The sequence below is a fragment of the Chitinibacter sp. ZOR0017 genome (assembly GCF_000799095.1).
In the GTDB taxonomy this organism is placed as follows: Bacteria; Pseudomonadota; Gammaproteobacteria; order Burkholderiales; family Chitinibacteraceae; genus Chitinibacter; species Chitinibacter tainanensis.
Genome location: NZ_JTLG01000016.1, coordinates 22,811 through 40,383 on the forward strand (window position 1 = coordinate 22,811; position 17,573 = coordinate 40,383).

The following is a 17,573-nucleotide window of genomic DNA, read 5'->3' on the forward strand; positions in this document are numbered from 1 at the left end:
CTGCAGCAAGTGGTTTCAGGTATCTCCCTGATGGGAAAATCGCTTATTTGTAGTGCGACTCGGGCATGATTAAAGTGCCCTTGTCGCAACGCAACATAAGAGGTTGGCAATGCCACTGGTTTCGCTTCGTCAGGTCCTCGATCACGCCGCCGAACACGGCTACGGCGTGCCCGCATTCAATGTCAATAATCTGGAGCAGGTGCAGGCGATCTTGCAGGCGGCCGAGGCCACCCGCAGCCCGGTGATCTTGCAGGCCAGCGCTGGGGCGCGTAAATACGCCGGCGAGCAGTTTTTAAAGCAGCTAATCGAAGGTGCGCTGGCCAGTTTTCCGCATTTGCCGATTGTGATGCATCAAGATCACGGCACCAGCCCGGCCGTCTGCCTGACCGCCATCAAGCATGGTTTTAGTAGTGTGATGATGGACGGCTCTTTGCTCGACGATGGCAAAACCCCCAGTAGCTACGATTACAACGTGGCGGTAACACAAGAAGTGGTGCGCATGGCGCACGCTTGCGGGGTTTCGGTGGAAGGGGAGATCGGTTGCCTGGGGCGGCTCGATACCGGCCGGGGCGAAGCTGAAGATGGGGTGGGGGCCGAACGCGCGCTCAGCCATGCCGAGATGCTCACCGATCCGTGGCAAGCCAAAGAGTTTGTGGCCGCCACCCAAGTGGATGCACTGGCCATCGCGATTGGCACTAGTCACGGCGCGTATAAATTTTCCGCCCCACCTACGGGCGCAGTGCTGGATATCGAGCGGGTGAAAGTTATTCACGACACAATACCGAACACCCATCTGGTCATGCATGGCAGCTCCAGCGTGCCGCAGGATTTACTGCAGCAGATTCGCCAGTATGGCGGCGAGCTGCCGCCAACCTGGGGTGTGCCGATTGAAGAAATCCAGCGCGCCATCCGCTGGGGCGTACGCAAAATTAATATCGATACTGATTTGCGCCTTGCCATGACCGCCGCGATTCGCAAGCATCTGGCCGAGCATCCGGCTGATTTTGACCCGCGGCAGTATCTGAAACCGGCCATTAGTGCGATGCAAACGATTTGCCGTGCCCGCTATGTTGATTTTGGGTGCGCCGGGATGGCCGACAAAATCAAACCGCTGTCGCTGGATAAAATGCAGCATAAATATCACCCGCAGCCCCCCAAGCTCACGCTAGTGGCCTAGCCGATTCACCGTCTCCATCCTCTGCCGCACTGTGCGCTTGCGCCGGTGCGGTCTTTTTTTGCCCAATTGGCCTTGTCGATGTAATAGTGCACAACATCCGAATTCTTACTTCACATCTAAATTATCTGGCCGGCATATAATTGCAGGTCATAAATTCAGAAAGGTGGAAGAAAGATGAAACAGCCTATCCGCGTGTTATCGGTCTTCGGCACCCGGCCAGAAGCAATCAAAATGGCCCCATTGGTGCATGCGCTGGCCGCCGATCCGGCCATCGAAAGCCTGGTGTGTGTCACTGCCCAGCATCGAGAAATGCTCGATCAGGTAATGCAGCTGTTTGCGCTGCAGGCTGACTATGATCTGGATTTAATGACCCCCGGCCAGCAACTGGCGCAGCTGCAGGCCCGCGCCTTGCAAGGCGTGGATGAAGTGTTGGCGCAGGCGCAGCCTGATCTGATTCTGGTGCATGGCGATACCAGCACCACCTTGGCGGCCGGGCTGGCTGGGTTTTACCGGCAGATTCCCGTTGGCCACGTTGAGGCGGGCTTGCGCACCTGGCAGCTGGATGCGCCGTGGCCCGAAGAAATGAACCGCACCGTGGTTGGGCTATTTGCCGCGCTGCATTTTGCGCCCACGCCGCAAGCCGCCGAAAACCTCACGCGCAGCAGCCATCGGCAGGGCGAGATTCACATTACTGGCAATACCGTGATCGATGCGCTACTCAGCATCAGCCAGCGCATCGACCGTGAACCCGCCTTAGCTGCCGAGTTGGCGAGCCAGTTTCCGTTTCTCGATCCCCGCAAAAAACTGCTGCTGGTGACGGGCCATCGGCGGGAAAATTTTGGCGATGGGTTTGAGCAGATTTGTGCCGCGTTAGCGCAACTCGCGCAGCGTGATGATTTGCAAGTCGTGTATCCGGTGCATCTCAACCCGAATGTGCAGGCGCCAGTACAGCGCTGGCTGGCCGAGGTGCCGAATGTTCACTTAATTGCGCCACAAGATTATTTGCCCTTTGTGTATTTGCTCAAACAGGCGCACATCATTTTGACTGACAGTGGCGGCATTCAGGAAGAAGCACCTGCGCTGGGAAAACCGGTGCTCGTGATGCGCGATACCACCGAGCGGCCCGAGGCGGTTGTGGCTGGCACCGCCAAATTGGTCGGTACGCAAACCACCACCATTGTGCAGGCGGTGAGTGAATTACTAGAACAACCCGCCGCCTATGCCGCGATGGCGCAAGCCAAAAACCCGTATGGCAGTGGCGATGCGGCGCAGCAGATTGTGGCCTTGATTAAAGCCTGGAGCGCCGCACGATGAGCTGGCTTGATTTCTTGGCCACCTATTGGTTTGTGTTGGCCATTTTGCTGCGGGTGGGGATTGTTACCATCTTTATTAGCTCGATTGATGACTTTTTGATTGATGTTCGCTACTGGGTATGGCGCTTGACACACCGTAAAGACTGGCGTCGCAGCGAATACCTGCCAGAATATGCTGATGAGCTGTATCAGGATACCCAGCAGCCGATTGCAATTATGATTCCGGCCTGGCAAGAGGCGCCGGTGATTCAGCGCATGGCCGATTATGCCGCGCGCACCTTTGATTACGACAATTACCACATTTTTGTCGGCACTTACCCGAACGACCCTGAGACCCAGGCCGAAGTCGATAAGGTGGCTGCGCGCTACCCGAATGTGCACAAGGTCGTCACGCGCGACCCCGGCCCGACCACCAAGGCCGATTGCCTGAACAACATCATTGCCTTTATCACCGAGATGGAAGCGCGCGATGGTATTCATTTCAGTTGCTTGGCCTATCACGATGCTGAAGACATTATTCACCCGCTGGAGCTGCGCGCCTTTAACCGGCTGGTGCCGCAGTTTGATCTGGTGCAGCTGCCCGTGATGCCGCTGGCGCGGCGCTGGACCAGCGTGGTGGGCAATCACTATGTCGATGAATTTGCCGAGTGGCACGGCAAGGATATTCTGGTGCGGCAAATGCTGACCGGCCAGGTGCCAAGCGCTGGCGTGGGCACCGCGTTTAGCCGTAAAGCCATTAGCCTGCTGGAGCAAATCAACGGCGGCGTGGTGTTTGATACCGGCACGCTGACCGAAGACTATGAGATTGGCTTTCGGCTGCATGCGGTGGGCGCGCGCGAAATGATGCTGCACTACGATGTGCAGTTTAAAGGCGAGCCGCCGAGCTGGTTTGGCCGCAAAGGCGTGCACCGCATGATTTGCGTGCAGGAATATTTTCCCAACCACCTCTGGCAGGCCATTCGGCAAAAATCGCGCTGGATCGTGGGTATTGTCTTCCAGGGCTGGAAAAACCTGGGCTGGCAAGGTAAACCCCTGATGCGCTATATGCTGATGCGTGATCGCAAAAGCGTGCTGGCCTTCCCATCGCTGCTGATGGGCTACCTGATTGTGTTCTCGGTCTTTCAGGCCTGGGTACACCATGAAATCGACCCCGATTGGTGGACTTTCCCCGAGCTGATTCCGCGCGAGAGCTGGCTGTGGGCGCTGGTGGGAATCAACTTTTTGTTTATGTGTAATCGCGTCTTGCAGCGCTTTATTTTTACCCGCCGCTATTTTGGCTGGTGGCAAGCACTGCAATCGATACCGCGCCTGCTGGTGGGCAATGTGGTCAATATCGGGGCGTTTTTCCGCGCCTTTTTCCAGGTGCGCAATAGTCGCAAAACGGGCAGCGCGGTGAAATGGGATAAAACCAGCCACGACTTCCCCGATCTGCATGCGGATGATTGAGCCAATGAAAAAACCTATTTTTGTCGTGCCGGTCTTGCTCAGCAGCTTGCTGCTGGCCGGCTTGGCCACTCCGGTTCAGGCCAGCTGGCTGGGCGATGAGTGGCGCAATTTTCGTACCTATCCGCGGCTGAACAAGGCCTACGAGCTGTATCGCAAAAATGATCTGGCTGGCGCGCGCCCGCTGGTGGAAGAAGTAGTGCGCATCGACCCCAAAGCGCGTGAGGCGCGGATTTTGTTGTCACAAATTTGTGGTCGTTTGGGCGATGCCGCTTGTCTGGATCAGCAAGGCGCGCAGTGGAGCCATATTCGCCCCGCCGATGCGCTGGGCCCTTATTTACAAGCCTATGCCGCCTATCTAGAGCAAAACTGGACGATCGTGCCCGTGTATGCCAGCGCCGCGCTCGTCCGCAGCGGGCTGACGGCGACCCAGCAACAGCGCGGCGCACGCGCCTGGGTGACGGCGCTACTGCATGAGCAACGCAAAACCGAAGCACAACAGGCCATCCGTTTATTGCAAGCCAAGCAGGTGCCGATCGCAGCCAGCGATTTACAATACTGGCAACAACAATTGGCGGCCGAGCCCGCTACTACCGAAGAAACCCCAAGCACCACTACAGCCGAGATTGCGGCGCTCGTAGCGCCGCCCATCGCATCGCCTCAAGCGAAAAAAACGCCATCTGCAGCGAGCAAAAAAACCAAAGCTGCGGTTAATCAGCCCCGCGCAGCAGAAGTCGTTGCACCAGCGAAAGCGCCAGAGTTTCCGTATCGCGAACTGTCCGCTGCGGAACGCCAAGCCGAGCTATCGGCGCTATTTGCCAGCTTCATCCGCCAAGCTCGTTATCAGGAGCTAGAGCTGTCGGTGCAAGCACTGCAAACGGCGGGTTTATATACCCCCAAAATCGAGCAGCAATTGGCCAATCGACTGTCAGGGAAACATTGTGCCGAGCTAATTAAATTAGTCGCCGTCTCCAGCGATGCAAAATGCAGCAGCAGTCATAGCCAGCTAACCGCCGCCTACTGCGCGATGCAAGAAAAAGCCCCGGCCCTTGCTGCGCAATACTTTGTTGCGGCTCAGCAGATCGCACGGCAATTAAACCAAGCGGTGCCCGTTGCATGGCTACGCGGCGAGGCAGATGCGCGGCTGGCCGCAGGTGAGCTGGCGGTAGCGCTGGAACGTTACGATCAAGTCAATCAGCTAGCGCCTAGCCCAGCCCTAGCCAAACATATTGCAGAATTGGCACTGGCGCACCCGGAATTACCCTACAGCGCGGCGCTACTGGCCCGCTACGAGGCGGCATTACCGCTGGGTGAAGTACCGCTAAGTCATGCGCGCCGATTAATGCAGCAGCAAAATTGGGCCGCTGCGGTGGTGGCCTATCAGCGTGCGTTGGCAGCCAATGAGCAGGCAGATAGCTGGTACGAATTGGCACAAGCGCATCGGCATTTAGAGCAGACGGCCGAACAAGGCGCCGCGCTGGCCAAAGCGGCGCAACTCGCGCCCGACAATGCGCAATTTCAAGCCGAATATGGCTATTGGCTAAAACAAGCGCAACAAGTGGCGCCTGCACTGGTGGCATTGAGCTCGGCCTATCAACTAGAGCCTAGTCGCAAAGAGCTGCTGCCTGATTTGGCGCAAGTCGCTTCCGACGCGGGCCAACGTGAATTGGCGGCCCAGTATTGGCGTCAATCAATCGACGCCGCTGCGCAGATTCAAGAGCACTTGGACTACGATGCCGATACCGCGGCCGAGCGGCAGTTTGGCTGGCAGCGCGCTGTGCAGACGCATGAAGACCGCTGGTCATTTATTTTGGGCGGGCAATGGCGGCTAGATAATCAGCCCGATACCGCCATGATGACGAGCCCGGTGCAATACGCGCAATACAATAGCCAGCTCGCTGCCAATGTGGCTTACCGGCTCGATCCGTTGTGGGATAGCGCGCATCCGACCTATGTCTTTGGGCGGGTCATGACGAGCCTGGAAGAGCATTCACTGCAGCCACTACGCAAGGCATGGATGACCGGGGTGGGCGTGAGTCAGCGCTTATCCAAAGACTACAATGTGCTAGGCTCAGCGGAGTGGGTGCATGCTGAGGAAGGGATAGTGCAAGATGACTTGATGCTGCGCTTATCAGGCTCGCACTCGCTGGGCGCCGATTGGAATCCAGTCGCCTCAGCGTGGAATCATTTTAATCTGTACGGTGACTTTGCCTGGTTGGTGAGGAGCGAGGCCTATTACCTCACCGCCAAAGCCGAGGCTGGTCGGCATTACAAGCTCAGCCAGTTTGAGGGCAAAATGACACTCGAGCCTTACGTAAATAGCATTTTTGCCATGAACAACGCCAATGACACCAATTCGGCGGTGAGCCGTTGGGATGTGGGCGTGGGGCTGGCGCTAACGATCTGGCATGGTGGAGATACTTGGCGCGCACCGGATTGGACGCAACGCTGGAGCCTTGAAGCGCGGCAGGCGATTGGCGGTAATACCAAAGATCGCCATAGCGTCTTGCTGAACTGGCAATTGGTGCACTAATGGACAAGCGAATTGCTGGCTACGCAGCGCTACTGTTGAGTTTGCTAGCCCACCCAGCCCAGTCCGCGCTGGAGTGCAGCAGCCAGCCCGCGCCCATGGTGTTTTACCAGCCCCTCTTGCGACACCAGGGCTTGAGTGAAGAGATGCTGGAGCCGATTAAAGCCAAGCTGCAAGCGCGCCAGGTAAAAACCATTATTCTGCAGTGGAGCCGTTATGGCGCTTATTCCTTGTGGGATAGTGGCGGTTATGACTGGCTGCAGCGGCGTTTATGTGGCAACCGCAAGTATCAGTTCATTTTTGGTCTGTATGCGGATCCGCAGTTTTTCGAGCGGCTAAAACTTAGCGATGCTGAGTTGAAAGACTATCTGCATGTGCTGGCGCAGGCCAATCTGGCGGAGGCGGCCAAAATTAAGCCCCACATGGGCGAACAGGTCAAAGGCTGGTATCTATCGGAAGAAATCGACGATTTAAACTGGCAATCCTTGCCCCGGCAGCAAATGCTGGCCGAGCATTTGCGCGAGCAAGTCGTGGCTTTACGCAAACTCACGCCGGGCAAGCCCGTGTATGTGTCGACGTTTTTTGGTGGGCATAGCCCGCCGCGAGTGTATGCCGAAATGCTACAACGCTTGCAACAGCAGAGCGGGGTGATCTGGCTGGTGCAGGATGGGCAAGGCGTGCGCCGTGATCCACGGCCAGATACCGCGGCCTATTTACAGGCGGTGGCAGCCACATTGCCCGCTGAGCGCTGGCAGGGGGTGCTGGAGGTATTTACCGAGCGGGTGCAAGACGGGCAGAGTAGTTTTTGCCCCGTATCCCGCCCCACCGAAGCGCGGCGGCAACAGCTCTGGTGTGCCGCCACCGGTCGAGCGGCACAGGCGGTGTTTTCACTCAATCAACTGGCCGGTGAGCAATTGCTCGACCCCGGTCAGCAATGTCGTAGCCAAAATCAGCGCATTCGTTAGTGCCTAGTGACCAAGGCACAGATATTTCAGCTCAAGGTATTCTTCAATCCCATACTTTGAGCCTTCGCGCCCAAGCCCTGACTGCTTGATGCCACCAAAAGGGCCCACCTCATTGCTAATCAGCCCCGTATTGATGCCGACCATGCCGGTTTGCAGCGCTGTCGCCACGCGCAAAGTGCGGGCCAGATCACGGGTATACACATAGGCGGCCAGCCCGTATTCGCTGGCATTGGCCAAGGCCAGCGCTTCTGCTTCATCACTAAAGCGCACTAGCGCCGCCACCGGGCCAAAGGTTTCTTCGTGATTAATCAGCGCTGTGGGCGGTACATCGCGCAGCAGGGTCGGCGCAAAAAAACTTCCTCCTAGCGGGTGTCGCTGGCCGCCGCAGACGAGCTGTGCGCCTTGCGCCAAGGCATCCGCAATATGGCTTTCGACTTTTTCGACGGATGGGGTATCTATCAGCGGCCCAATGTGGGTGCTATCTGCATCACCATACCCTACCTTTAATGCGCTAATGGCTTGGGCGAAGCGAGCGGTAAATGCCTCGTAGATCTCCCTTGCAATTAAAAAGCGGTTGGCGCAAACGCAGGTTTGGCCGGCGTTGCGAAATTTGCTGGCCATGGCGCCGGCCACCGCGGCATCCAGATCGGCGTCGGCAAAAACAATAAACGGCGCATTGCCGCCCAGCTCGAGCGAGAGTTTTTTGATATTGCTGGCGCTAGTGGCCATCAGCTGGCGGCCGGTGGCGGTGGAGCCGGTGAACGAGAGTTTGCGTACCTGTGGGCTGTTGGCTAACGTTTCGCCAAGCTCGGCGCCGGGGCCGGTAATGACATTGAGCACCCCGGCTGGAATGCCGGCCCGCTGGGCGAGTTCTGCCAGCGCCAGCGCGGTGAGCGGGGTTTGCGATGCCGGTTTGACGACGATGGTGCAACCCGCCGCCAGCGCTGGCCCGACTTTGCGCGTGAGCATGGCGGCCGGGAAATTCCACGGGGTGATTGCCGCACACACGCCGATGGCTTGTTTTAGGGTCAGAATATGCCCGCCGGCTTGCGGATGTGGCATCACATCGCCATAAATGCGCTTGGCCTCTTCGGCAAACCATTCGATAAAGCTGGCCGCGTAGGCAATCTCGCCGCGCGCTTCGGCCAGCGGTTTGCCTTGTTCGGCTGTCATGATGCGGGCCAGATCGTCTTGCGCAGCCATCATCAGCTCAAACCAGCGGCGCAGATACTGGGCGCGCTCTTTGCCGCTGCGCGCCTGCCAGTCAGCCTGGGCCGCGGTGGCCGCAGCAATCGCCAGCTGAGCTTCGGCTGAACCCAGCTTCGGTACTGTGGCCAGTAATTCGCCACTGGCGGGGTTGTAGACCGGTAATACTGCACAGGCAGACTGCCATTGGCCGTTAATCAGGCAACGGGTTTGAACTAGTGTGGGGTCGCTCAGTCGCATAAAAGGCCCGGCTTTGGCTCGTGAAGCGGCTATTTTAGCGCAGAGCCGGCGCCGGCCTATACAAAGGTCGTGGTTTATACCTAAGCTGACAGAGTGACAACCAAGACCAATAACAACACAGAAGGGAACAGCATGATTAATCCAAACAATAAACCCATCGGCGTGATCGACGATGAGGAAGCCCTGGACATCGTTGGCTCAGCCGTACTGAAACTGTGGGATGCGGTGGATGATTTATCCCGTCTGCGCCCGGCGCATACCCCGGATTATCACGTGACTATTTTTGGCTCGGCGCGCATTCAGGAAAACACGCCGGCCTACGAAGCAGTGAAGCAACTGGCTGCCCAGCTCGCGGCCATGGGCTGCCGGATTGTCACCGGCGGTGGCCCGGGCCTGATGCAGGCTGCAAATGAAGGCGCCAGCCAAGGCGCACCGAACAAACCCGAAGCCTCGGTCGGGATCCGGATTGATCTGGATTTCGAGCAGAATGTGAATGATTTTGTCGGCCGGGTGTTTGAGCACAAGACGTTCTTTTCCCGGCTACACCATTTCATTCTGCGCTCGAATGCGTTCATTGTGACGCCGGGCGGGATTGGCACCTTGCTTGAGCTCTCGATGGTGTGGCAGCTCTTGCAAGTGCGCAAACTCTACGACACCCCGCTGATTCTGGTGGGTGAAATGTGGCATGAGCTGGTGGATTGGGCGCAGCACTATATGGTGGACAACGAGGCGGGCCTAGCCAGCGCCGTGGATATGCAGATTCCGATCGTGGTGGACACCATCGAAGACGCCATCCACCTGATCCGCGAGCACCACGCCCGCTGGCAGGAAGTGGATCATCAGCTCAAACTTAACCCTAGCCGCTCATCGCCGCCACGCTAAGCCATCAGCAAATAAAAAGCCCCGCAGCGCGGGGCTTTTTGCTGGTAGACGCGGTTAGCGTTGAATCCAGTATTTGTTTTCACGAATGATGCTGCGGCGCAGCTCGCTATTGCCGAGCCCCAGTGCTGCACTGCTAGGTAGGCAACTACCTGGGTTATTTTTGCGATACAGCGCCGCTTTAAGCATGCCCTCGGTGACATCGCCCAGTTGTTTGGTGAGATCGTCGCTGGCGCTGCAGGTTGGCGGGAAACCATCGGCATAATCACCGAAGCCCTTATGGTTTACCCCCTGGAATTCCATCGGGAAATACGAAATCCCGCAATTGGATTTACCAACGAAGCCATACGGCTTGCCGCAAGTGGTGCCGCCGATAACTTCCACGGTGACATCAATCCCTTTCAGGCCATTGATAATGGCTTCACTGGCCGAGCAAGTAGAGCCGCTGGTAATCACATATACCTTATTCAGATTCAGCGTTGGCAAGGCGGCCGTTTTGGTGCAATTGCCATTCACCAAAATGCACGATTCGCTGTAAAACGGTGTCACGCCATTGGCGGTATCGGTGGGGCGTTTGTCGTTGTATTGCAGCTTTTCAAACACTTTGTTGCTGGTGGTGGTAGCGCCGGCAATCATATAGGCCAATTCACTGGCGATATACAGATAGCCGCCGCCGTTGTAGCGCACATCCAGAATCAGGGTGTTGACATTCTGGGCTTTGAAATTGGTGATGGTGTCGATCAGCTGCTGCTCAGCGGTGGCAATATGATCGTTGAACACCAGATAGCCGACTTTATCGCTGCCATCGGTGAAGGTGGATTTATGCAGCACTGGCGAGCTGGTGACTTTGCCCGGTGTGACATCCGCATTTTGGGCCGGATTGCCATTGCGGGTGTAGGTGAAGGTATGTTTGCTCGCCACAGTTGGATACAGCAATGCTTCTAGCTGGGTGTTCACTGCTTTGTCGGTTGCCGATACCCCGTCGACCGAAACCAGCGTGTCTCCGCGCATAAGCCCCGCCGCTGCAGCGGGCGAGCCCGGCTCAACATAGGCGATTTGGACTTTCTGGGTGGTGCTATTTACGCTGCTGAATTTCCATTCCGCGCCATAACTAAAACTCGCGCCATCGGCAAAGAGTGCTTCCCATTTTTTGGTTGGGTACGTAAAGCTGAATTTATCTTTTTTGGCGCCGCTGGCGGTTTTGAGCGGGGTTTTCAAGGCTTCGAAATAAGCATCCAGCGAGCTATAGACGGCATTTTCATTGCTATAGGCCGCGTCACTGGCATTGACCGCCGGGATGTCTTTGTACCAGAGGTAAGCATCCAGCATGTATTGCGCTACCCAGTTTTTCTCATTGCTGAGCGTACCCACGGTGTGATTGGCCACATCGGTGCGGTAGGGGTTGTTGGGCGCGCAGACTTGCGCAGAGCCGGGGGCTGGGGTGCTGCCGCCACCACTACCTCCGCCCGGATTGAGCGGGTCGGGTTTGAGCAGGCGCGAGTCATCAAGACCACCGCCGCCACAAGCGGCCAGCAAGGCCGCGCTCATGACACAAAGACTCCAATTTAATACCTGCCGACCCACCTGCATACCTTGCCCCTGATGTGCTGTAATTATTGGGGAAAAAGCTTAGTGTATGATTGGTGAAAGCGCAAGGTTTGTATGCTTGGGGCATGCACTTGGCCGCACTAGTCGTGCGCTTTGTCCTCGGGCGGTAATGGTGCGACATAGCCGATCAGTAGTAGCAACACGCCGACTCCGATAAACGAGGCGATCCGTTCCAGCCCACTGATGTGCGATAAATCCAGCAAAAATAATTTACCAATAACCACCGCCAGCAAACCAGCGCCGCACAGCCACATCACCCGTAGCTGTCGCCGGGTGGCCAACAGCATTAGCAGCAAGGCGAGCACGGTCCAAAAGAGCGATAAGCTCATCTGCACCAGCATCGATTGCTTCAGCGCCGTGTATTGATACGCAACGCCGTGATAGTGATGCAGCGTACGCAGCAGCATGGCGTTGAGCCAAACAAAACTACCTGCCCCCAAGACACCCAGCGCCAGCACTTGGGTTGACGGTGTGCTAGCCGGCTGCGCGGTGGATTGCGCCTGCCACCAATGGCAGAGAGCCAAGCCGGTCAGAATTTGCGCCAGATCCAGCGGGTTGATGATCGGTAGATACGCCCAGCCGCTGTCGCCGGCCGCGAGGGCGCTATAGCCGCCCCAGCCGATCAGCAGGGTGACGGCGGGCCAGCTGGCGGCGCGCAAATAAATGTCAGTATGTTGTTGCACTGGCCAGCGCAATGCTCGCTGACCTGCCAGCAAGGCGCTCAAGGCGATGGCAAAGAGGCTGATTCGATATACCTCGGTGGGTATCTGTTGCTGAAGCAGATAAACCAATTCATGGGTGAAGATACCCCAGAAAGTCAGTGCGCTGATTAAATGCTGCTGCGGCTGGGTGCTGGCGGCTTCATCCTGCCAGTACAGCAGTAACAGGCTACCTGGCAGCAACAAGGCCCAGGCCCAGAAATGAAATAGATGCGGGGTAACATCGAGCTGGGCGAGAGCCAGCAGGGCCACCAGCGCGGGCAGGGCGCGCAGCGGGGCGGCTAGCTCTCCCCATTGGCCGCGCAACCAGCCCAATTGCAGCAGCCCCGCCGTCAGCAGCAAAAGCAGCATCCGGCCATTCATGATCGCGTCGCCCACCAGCTCGGCGCGGGTCATTTCCAGCTGGGCAATCGCCCACCACAGCAGGCCCCAGCCCAACATGACCCAACCCAGCATCGCCCGCCACGCGCCCCAGAGCAGGGAAACCTGCGCCGCCCAGTGCTGGCTGCGCTGTTGCAATTGCCAGGCGCAAAATAGGCTGCTGAGTGCCAGTAGCAGCTGGGCGAGGTAATACTGGCTGCTATACACGGCTGGGCGCAGATCATCCAGAAGCGCCAGTGCCGCGATAAATTGCAAGGCTAGGCCAAAGAGCAGCGGCCGTTGCCGCCCTTGTCGCAGGCTAAGCCACACCACGCCCGCGCCTTCCACGGCCCAAGCCGTCGCTGTGGTGAGCGGGCCGAAAGCCAGCGGGATCGCCAGCGTGGCGAGTAATACCCCCAGTGCCAGCTCGGCTTGTGCCAGCAGGCGCAGTGTTGGGCTGCCCTGCTGGCGCTGCAAGCCATAGGCCAGCCCGAAATACAGCAGCGCCGCGATGATGGCGCTGTAGCACAGCCCGTATTGCACGCCGTCCATCAGCCGTGCCTGCAGGGCGAGCGTGATCATTGGCGTGCCAAACACCAGTGTGGCATCGACCTTGCTAGGTGGCTTATCCGGTTGGCGCAGGGCATGTAGCACGGCAATCGCGGTGTAAAACAACCAAAACAACACCACAAAAGGCTGCACGCTGGCCCATTGCGTTGGCTGGTAATCGTTGAGCAGCCACAGTGACAGCACGCCAAAGGTAAAGCCAAAACCCAGCAAATTCAGCCCGCGCCAGGCTTTAAACCAGGCAATCGCAAAAATCCCAGCATTCAGTAGCGCGTAATAGCCCAGCAGCAGCTGAATCTGCCCGCCGCCCGTGCTGGTGAGGATCGGCGCCAGAAAGCCGCCGCAGATCCCCATTACCGCCAGCGGGCTGGCATCTTGGCGCACCGATAGATAGGCCGCCGCCACGCCCAGCAAGCTCAGTAGCGCAAACGCCACTTCGGGCGAGAGCAGCTGATACAGCCGCAGCGCGCCATAGAGGGTGAAATACAGCAAACCCAGCGCGCCGCCCTGCAAAATCAGTGCATAGGCCCGCCGCGACTCGCGCAGCCGCCAGCCAAAACTAAACAACACGCCGGCGCCCAGCACCAAGCCAGCCAGCCGTGCTTCAATCGGCAGCAGGGCATTATCTGCGGCAAATTTCAGCAAAAAGCCCACGCCCACAAACAAAATCAACATACCCAGCCGCACCACGGTATTGCCCCCCAGCAGCCAGCCTTGCAGCTGACGCCAGAATGGATTTTCCTCAGCGGGTTGCGGCACGCTAGGTCGCCGTGGGCGCTGGGTGGCCGCCAGCAAGACCTCTGCACTGGTTGCGCTGGCTGCGGCGGTATTGGGTGCTGCCGCAGTGCTCGTCAGTTCGCGTTCTGCGCCGGGGCTGACTTGTGCGGTGCTGGCGCTGATGCCATGCGGCAATACTGGCGCGGGGCTGGCTGGATTCGCGGCGGGTGGCGTGGCGCTCATTGGCTGGCTAGCAGCTTGGGCATCCGCAGTGGCGGTGGGGTGGACCGAGGTGGTCGCGCGGGCCTGCCGCGCGCGTAGCTGAGCCACTTCGGCTTCTAATCGCGCCACCCGCTGCACCAATTGCTGCAAGTCTGCTTGCTGCAAATCTGGCGCGGTGTCCTCCGCGGGAGCGGCGCTACGCTGCTCAAACCAGCGCCCGACCAGAAAGCCGGCAATCGGCAGCAACCAGAACAGGCGATCCAAATCATATAGCCAAGCGGCGCCCAGCCCGAGCAAGGCAAATATCCAGCGCAACATATTGCTCTCCATGTAGGGTATTGCGCTGTAGGCCTTTTATGATCTTGCTTGGCGGGCAATACCTATGAAAACGCCGCTCAGAGAGCGGCGTAGGTCAGCGGTAAAAACGCTTAATTCATCACCACGGTCATGCCGGGCGAGAGCGGTTTGCGGTTTTGTTTTTTCAGCTCGGCCAGATCGACATTGAGCTTGCGGGCAATCGAGGCCAGCGTATCGCCGCGTTTCACCACATAGGCTTTGGGTGGGGCAATACCCACGCGCAGGGTGTCGCCCAGCGCCACTTGTGTGGATTTCAAACCGTTCAGCGCCTTGAGCTCCGCCACGCTCAGGTTATAGCGGCGGGCGATATTAAACAGCGTATCGCCTTTAGCCACCTTGTGTTCCCGCGCGCCTTTTTCCGCTTTGCTAGCGGCGGCTAGCACCGGCTTGGGCTGATCTTTCTCGCCGGTATCAATCGCATCGGCTTCACGGTTTTTATGCAGCGCGGCCAAAGTCTGGCGTTCGGACACATCCAGCCCCGCTACTTTAGGCACTAGAATCGTTTGCCCGCGGGCCACGGTATCGCGGTTGCCAATGTCGTTAATGTCGCGCAGCTCGTCGACATCAATGCCAAAGGTGCTGGCCAGCTGGCTCAGGTTTTCGCCCGGTTTGGTCACATAGGGCTGCCAATTCAGCAGTGGCTGCTCGTACTGCGCCAAGTTGCGCTCGAACTGCTCTTTTTTCTCCAGCGGCAACACCAGTTTGCGCTCGTCTTTGTGCGCGATCACCGGGCGGATAAAGCCAGGATTGAGGCGCAGCAATTCTTCGACGCTAATACCCGCCAACTTGGCCGCTACCGACACATCCATGTGTTTGCCCGGTTGCAGCGTCACAAAATACGGCTGATTCGGGATCTTGCGCAGTTCGACGCCATAAGCTGCCGGATCGGCGATGATGTTACGAATCGCGAGCAGTTTCGGTACGTAATTGCGCGTTTCGTCCGGCATGCGCAAATCGATATACGCGGTAGAGAGGCCGGCGGCGCTATTGCGTTCAACTGCGCGTTTTACCGCATTTTCGCCCCAGTTGTAGGAAGCCAGCGCCAATTGCCAGTCATCGAACATGCCGTGAATGTCTTGCAAATAAGACAGAGCGGCATCGGTGGCGGCAACCACATCGCGGCGGCCGTCATACCACCAGGTGCGCTCCAGGCCGTAACGCTTGCCGGTGGCAGGGATAAATTGCCACATGCCGGCGGCTTTGGCCGGTGATTCGGCTTTCGGGTTGTAGGCCGATTCGATCATCGGCAAGAGCGCCATTTCCATCGGCATATTGCGGCGCTCGACTTCATTCACCACGTGATACAGATAGCGGCTACTGCGCTCGATAATCCGGTTTAGATAATCAGGCCGGCTGGCGTAATAGTTTTCCCATTTGGTGACCAGTGGGCTATCAATGTCGGGAATCGCAAAACCGGTGCGGATGCGCTCCCAGATATCGCGTTGCACTAATGGATTGGCATCGTTAAACAGCTGGATAACGGTGGCTTGGGTGTCCGCAGGTAGTTGAGCTGCGCTGCGAAATTCGTAATCGAGTTTGCCAGATTCAAAGGCCAGCACGGGCAGGGAAAAGGCGGCTGCCAGGCAGGCAGCGCACAGGCGACGCATCATGGGCCCGGATCCTGTTTCAGATATTGCTAATCCTGCGATGGTAAACGGCGCTTTCTGGCCGTGTCAATCAAGATTGGCGGCAAATTCAGTTGCATGATCAGTTGTTTAGCGTGTTTCACCACTAAAACTGATTTTTCCATTCGCGCAGGGCCGTAAAGGTGGCTAGCTCGCCGCTGATCCCGGGGCTAAAGCGCTGGGCTGCAGCCTGAATTGTCGCTTCGCCACAGCGCAAAAACGGGTTGGTGGCAAGCTCAAGGCCCATGTTGCTGGGTAGGCTCGCCTTGCCCGCCGCACGCAGGGCCAGCACTTCGGCTTCGCGCTGGGCCAGGGTGGCATTTTCGGGCTCGAGATGGCGGGCAAAGCGCAGATTGCTGGCGGTGTATTCATGCGTGCAGCACACCTGTGTGCGCGCGGGCAGGGCGGCTAAACGCTGCAGGCTGGCCAGCATTTGCGCCGGTGTGCCTTCAAACAAGCGCCCACAGCCGGCTGAAAACAAGGTGTCGCCGCAAAACAGCCTGTCGGCTACAAGGTAGCTCAGGTGATCCAGCGTATGCCCCGGGGTGGCAATGACTTCGATGGGTGTTTCCAGCAAGGTGAAACTCTCTCCCCCTACCAGCGGTCTATTGACCTCAGCCACACCGGCCGGGCCGTAGATCGGCAGCGCGGGGCTGGCCAGTGCGGCCAAGCCGCCGGTATGATCGTGATGATGGTGGGTAATCAAAATGCCGGCGAGCTGAGCCCCGCGGGCCGCTAGCCAGGCTTGCAGCGGCGCGGCCTCACCCGGATCAACGGCGATGACCGCCTGTTCGTTGTGCAGTAGCCAAATATAATTGTCGCTAAAGATGGGAAGCGCGGTGAGTGTCAACATGAGTATGCCCAGTCAGGTTCCAGCATGAATACACCAGTCGAGCAGTTTGCCGCCTGGCTGGCCACCCCGCTCGGGCAATATGTGCGCGATAGCGAGGCCGCCTGGTTTGATCGTACCACGGTGGATATCTTTGGCTACAAGGCGGTGCAACTGGAATTACCGCAAATGGACTGCCTGCGCGCCAATCGCATGCCATGGCGGCTGATCGCCGGCGCGGCCGCGGGCACACAGCTGGCCTGCCAGGCTGATGCCCTGCCGCTGGCCTCGCAATCACTGGATTTGCTGGTGCTGCCGCATACGCTGGATTTTGCTGCCGACCCGCACAGTGTGTTGCGCGAGGCCGAGCGCGTGCTGATGCCGGAAGGGCGGCTGTTGATCACCGGTTTTAATCCCTGGAGCTTGTGGGGCTTGCGCCGGCTCAAGGCCAATGAAGTGGCCTGGCAAGGGCAGTTTCTGGCCCCGCAGCGGCTCAAAGACTGGTTGCGCTTGCTGGATTTACAACTGCTGCGTGGTGAATTTCTTTGCTATCGCCCGCCGCTGCAACGCAAGGGCTGGCTGGAAAAAAGCCGTTTTCTGGAGCGCGCCGGCGATCGTTTATGGCCGGCTGGTGGCGGCGTGTATTGCCTGGATGTAGTGAAACGCGTGAGCGGCATGACCATCATCGAGCCCGAGTGGCGCACTGTGCACGTGCCCGCACGCAATGCCGCCGCGGTGGTGGAGAAAATGCGGCTGCAAGCCGAGAAAGATCGCTGCAAATAAAGACAGGGTATATTGATGTGGCCCTTGGATTTT

12 protein-coding genes are annotated in these 17,573 nt (G+C 58.2%); 7 read left to right on the forward strand and 5 right to left on the reverse strand.

The features are described from left to right. Positions 1-109 precede the first annotated feature (109 nt). The 5 genes from fba to L991_RS16370 all read left to right on the forward strand — a co-directional run bounded on the left by fba (position 110) and on the right by L991_RS16370 (position 7,428). Positions 110-1,177 (forward strand): class II fructose-bisphosphate aldolase, encoded by a 1,068-nt coding sequence (gene fba / locus L991_RS04900; RefSeq protein WP_047392939.1) that lies wholly within the window; start codon positions 110-112, stop codon positions 1,175-1,177. Positions 1,178-1,351: 174 nt separating this feature from the next. After that, positions 1,352-2,491, forward strand: a complete 1,140-nt coding sequence (wecB, locus tag L991_RS04905; RefSeq protein WP_231550485.1) for a non-hydrolyzing UDP-N-acetylglucosamine 2-epimerase — start codon at positions 1,352-1,354, stop codon at positions 2,489-2,491. After that, on the forward strand, positions 2,488-3,936 hold the full coding sequence (locus tag L991_RS04910) for a glycosyl transferase family protein (RefSeq protein ID WP_052190625.1): 1,449 nt from the start codon (positions 2,488-2,490) through the stop codon (positions 3,934-3,936). Before wecB ends, L991_RS04910 begins: the two co-directional genes overlap by 4 nt. Positions 3,937-3,940: 4 nt before the next feature. Next, positions 3,941-6,466 (forward strand): hypothetical protein, encoded by a 2,526-nt coding sequence (locus tag L991_RS16365; RefSeq protein WP_197053813.1) that lies wholly within the window; start codon positions 3,941-3,943, stop codon positions 6,464-6,466. Continuing rightward, the gene (locus L991_RS16370) at positions 6,466-7,428 is read left to right on the forward strand and encodes a DUF4434 domain-containing protein (RefSeq protein WP_052190627.1); all 963 of its coding nucleotides are present in this window, start codon (positions 6,466-6,468) and stop codon (positions 7,426-7,428) included. The genes L991_RS16365 and L991_RS16370 overlap by 1 nt, the downstream gene beginning before the upstream one ends. 3 nt (positions 7,429-7,431) lie before the next feature. On the opposite strand, the gene L991_RS04920 is transcribed toward L991_RS16370, so the two are convergent. Further along, positions 7,432-8,874, reverse strand: a complete 1,443-nt coding sequence (locus L991_RS04920) for an NAD-dependent succinate-semialdehyde dehydrogenase (RefSeq protein WP_047392941.1) — start codon at positions 8,872-8,874, stop codon at positions 7,432-7,434. 132 nt (positions 8,875-9,006) lie between these two features. Here L991_RS04920 and L991_RS04925 point away from each other — a divergent pair, with 132 nt between their 5' ends. Then, positions 9,007-9,756 carry an LOG family protein gene (locus tag L991_RS04925; protein WP_051258907.1) on the forward strand — a complete coding sequence of 250 codons (750 nt, stop codon included), beginning with the start codon at positions 9,007-9,009 and terminating at the stop codon, positions 9,754-9,756. A gap of 54 nt (positions 9,757-9,810) precedes the next feature. Here L991_RS04925 and L991_RS04930 read toward each other — a convergent pair whose 3' ends face one another. From L991_RS04930 to gloB, 4 genes are all read right to left on the reverse strand, one after another. Further along, positions 9,811-11,301: a S41 family peptidase gene (locus tag L991_RS04930; protein ID WP_047392944.1), complete on the reverse strand. Its 1,491-nt coding sequence runs from the start codon at positions 11,299-11,301 to the stop codon at positions 9,811-9,813. A 140-nt stretch (positions 11,302-11,441) separates the two neighbouring features. Beyond that, positions 11,442-14,264, reverse strand: a complete 2,823-nt coding sequence (locus L991_RS04935; protein WP_197053814.1) for a DUF2339 domain-containing protein — start codon at positions 14,262-14,264, stop codon at positions 11,442-11,444. A 110-nt stretch (positions 14,265-14,374) separates the two neighbouring features. Then, a complete protein-coding gene (locus L991_RS04940) occupies positions 14,375-15,913 on the reverse strand; it encodes a LysM peptidoglycan-binding domain-containing protein (RefSeq protein ID WP_051258904.1) in 1,539 nt (512 codons plus the stop codon). Between the two features lie 121 nt (positions 15,914-16,034). Beyond that, entirely contained in the window at positions 16,035-16,781 is a 747-nt protein-coding gene (gene gloB, locus L991_RS04945; RefSeq protein WP_047392947.1) for a hydroxyacylglutathione hydrolase, read from the reverse strand. A gap of 24 nt (positions 16,782-16,805) precedes the next feature. Here gloB and L991_RS04950 point away from each other — a divergent pair, with 24 nt between their 5' ends. Further along, positions 16,806-17,540, forward strand: coding sequence for a class I SAM-dependent methyltransferase (locus L991_RS04950; protein ID WP_028449914.1), 735 nt, complete (start codon positions 16,806-16,808; stop codon positions 17,538-17,540). Positions 17,541-17,573: the final 33 nt, after the last annotated feature.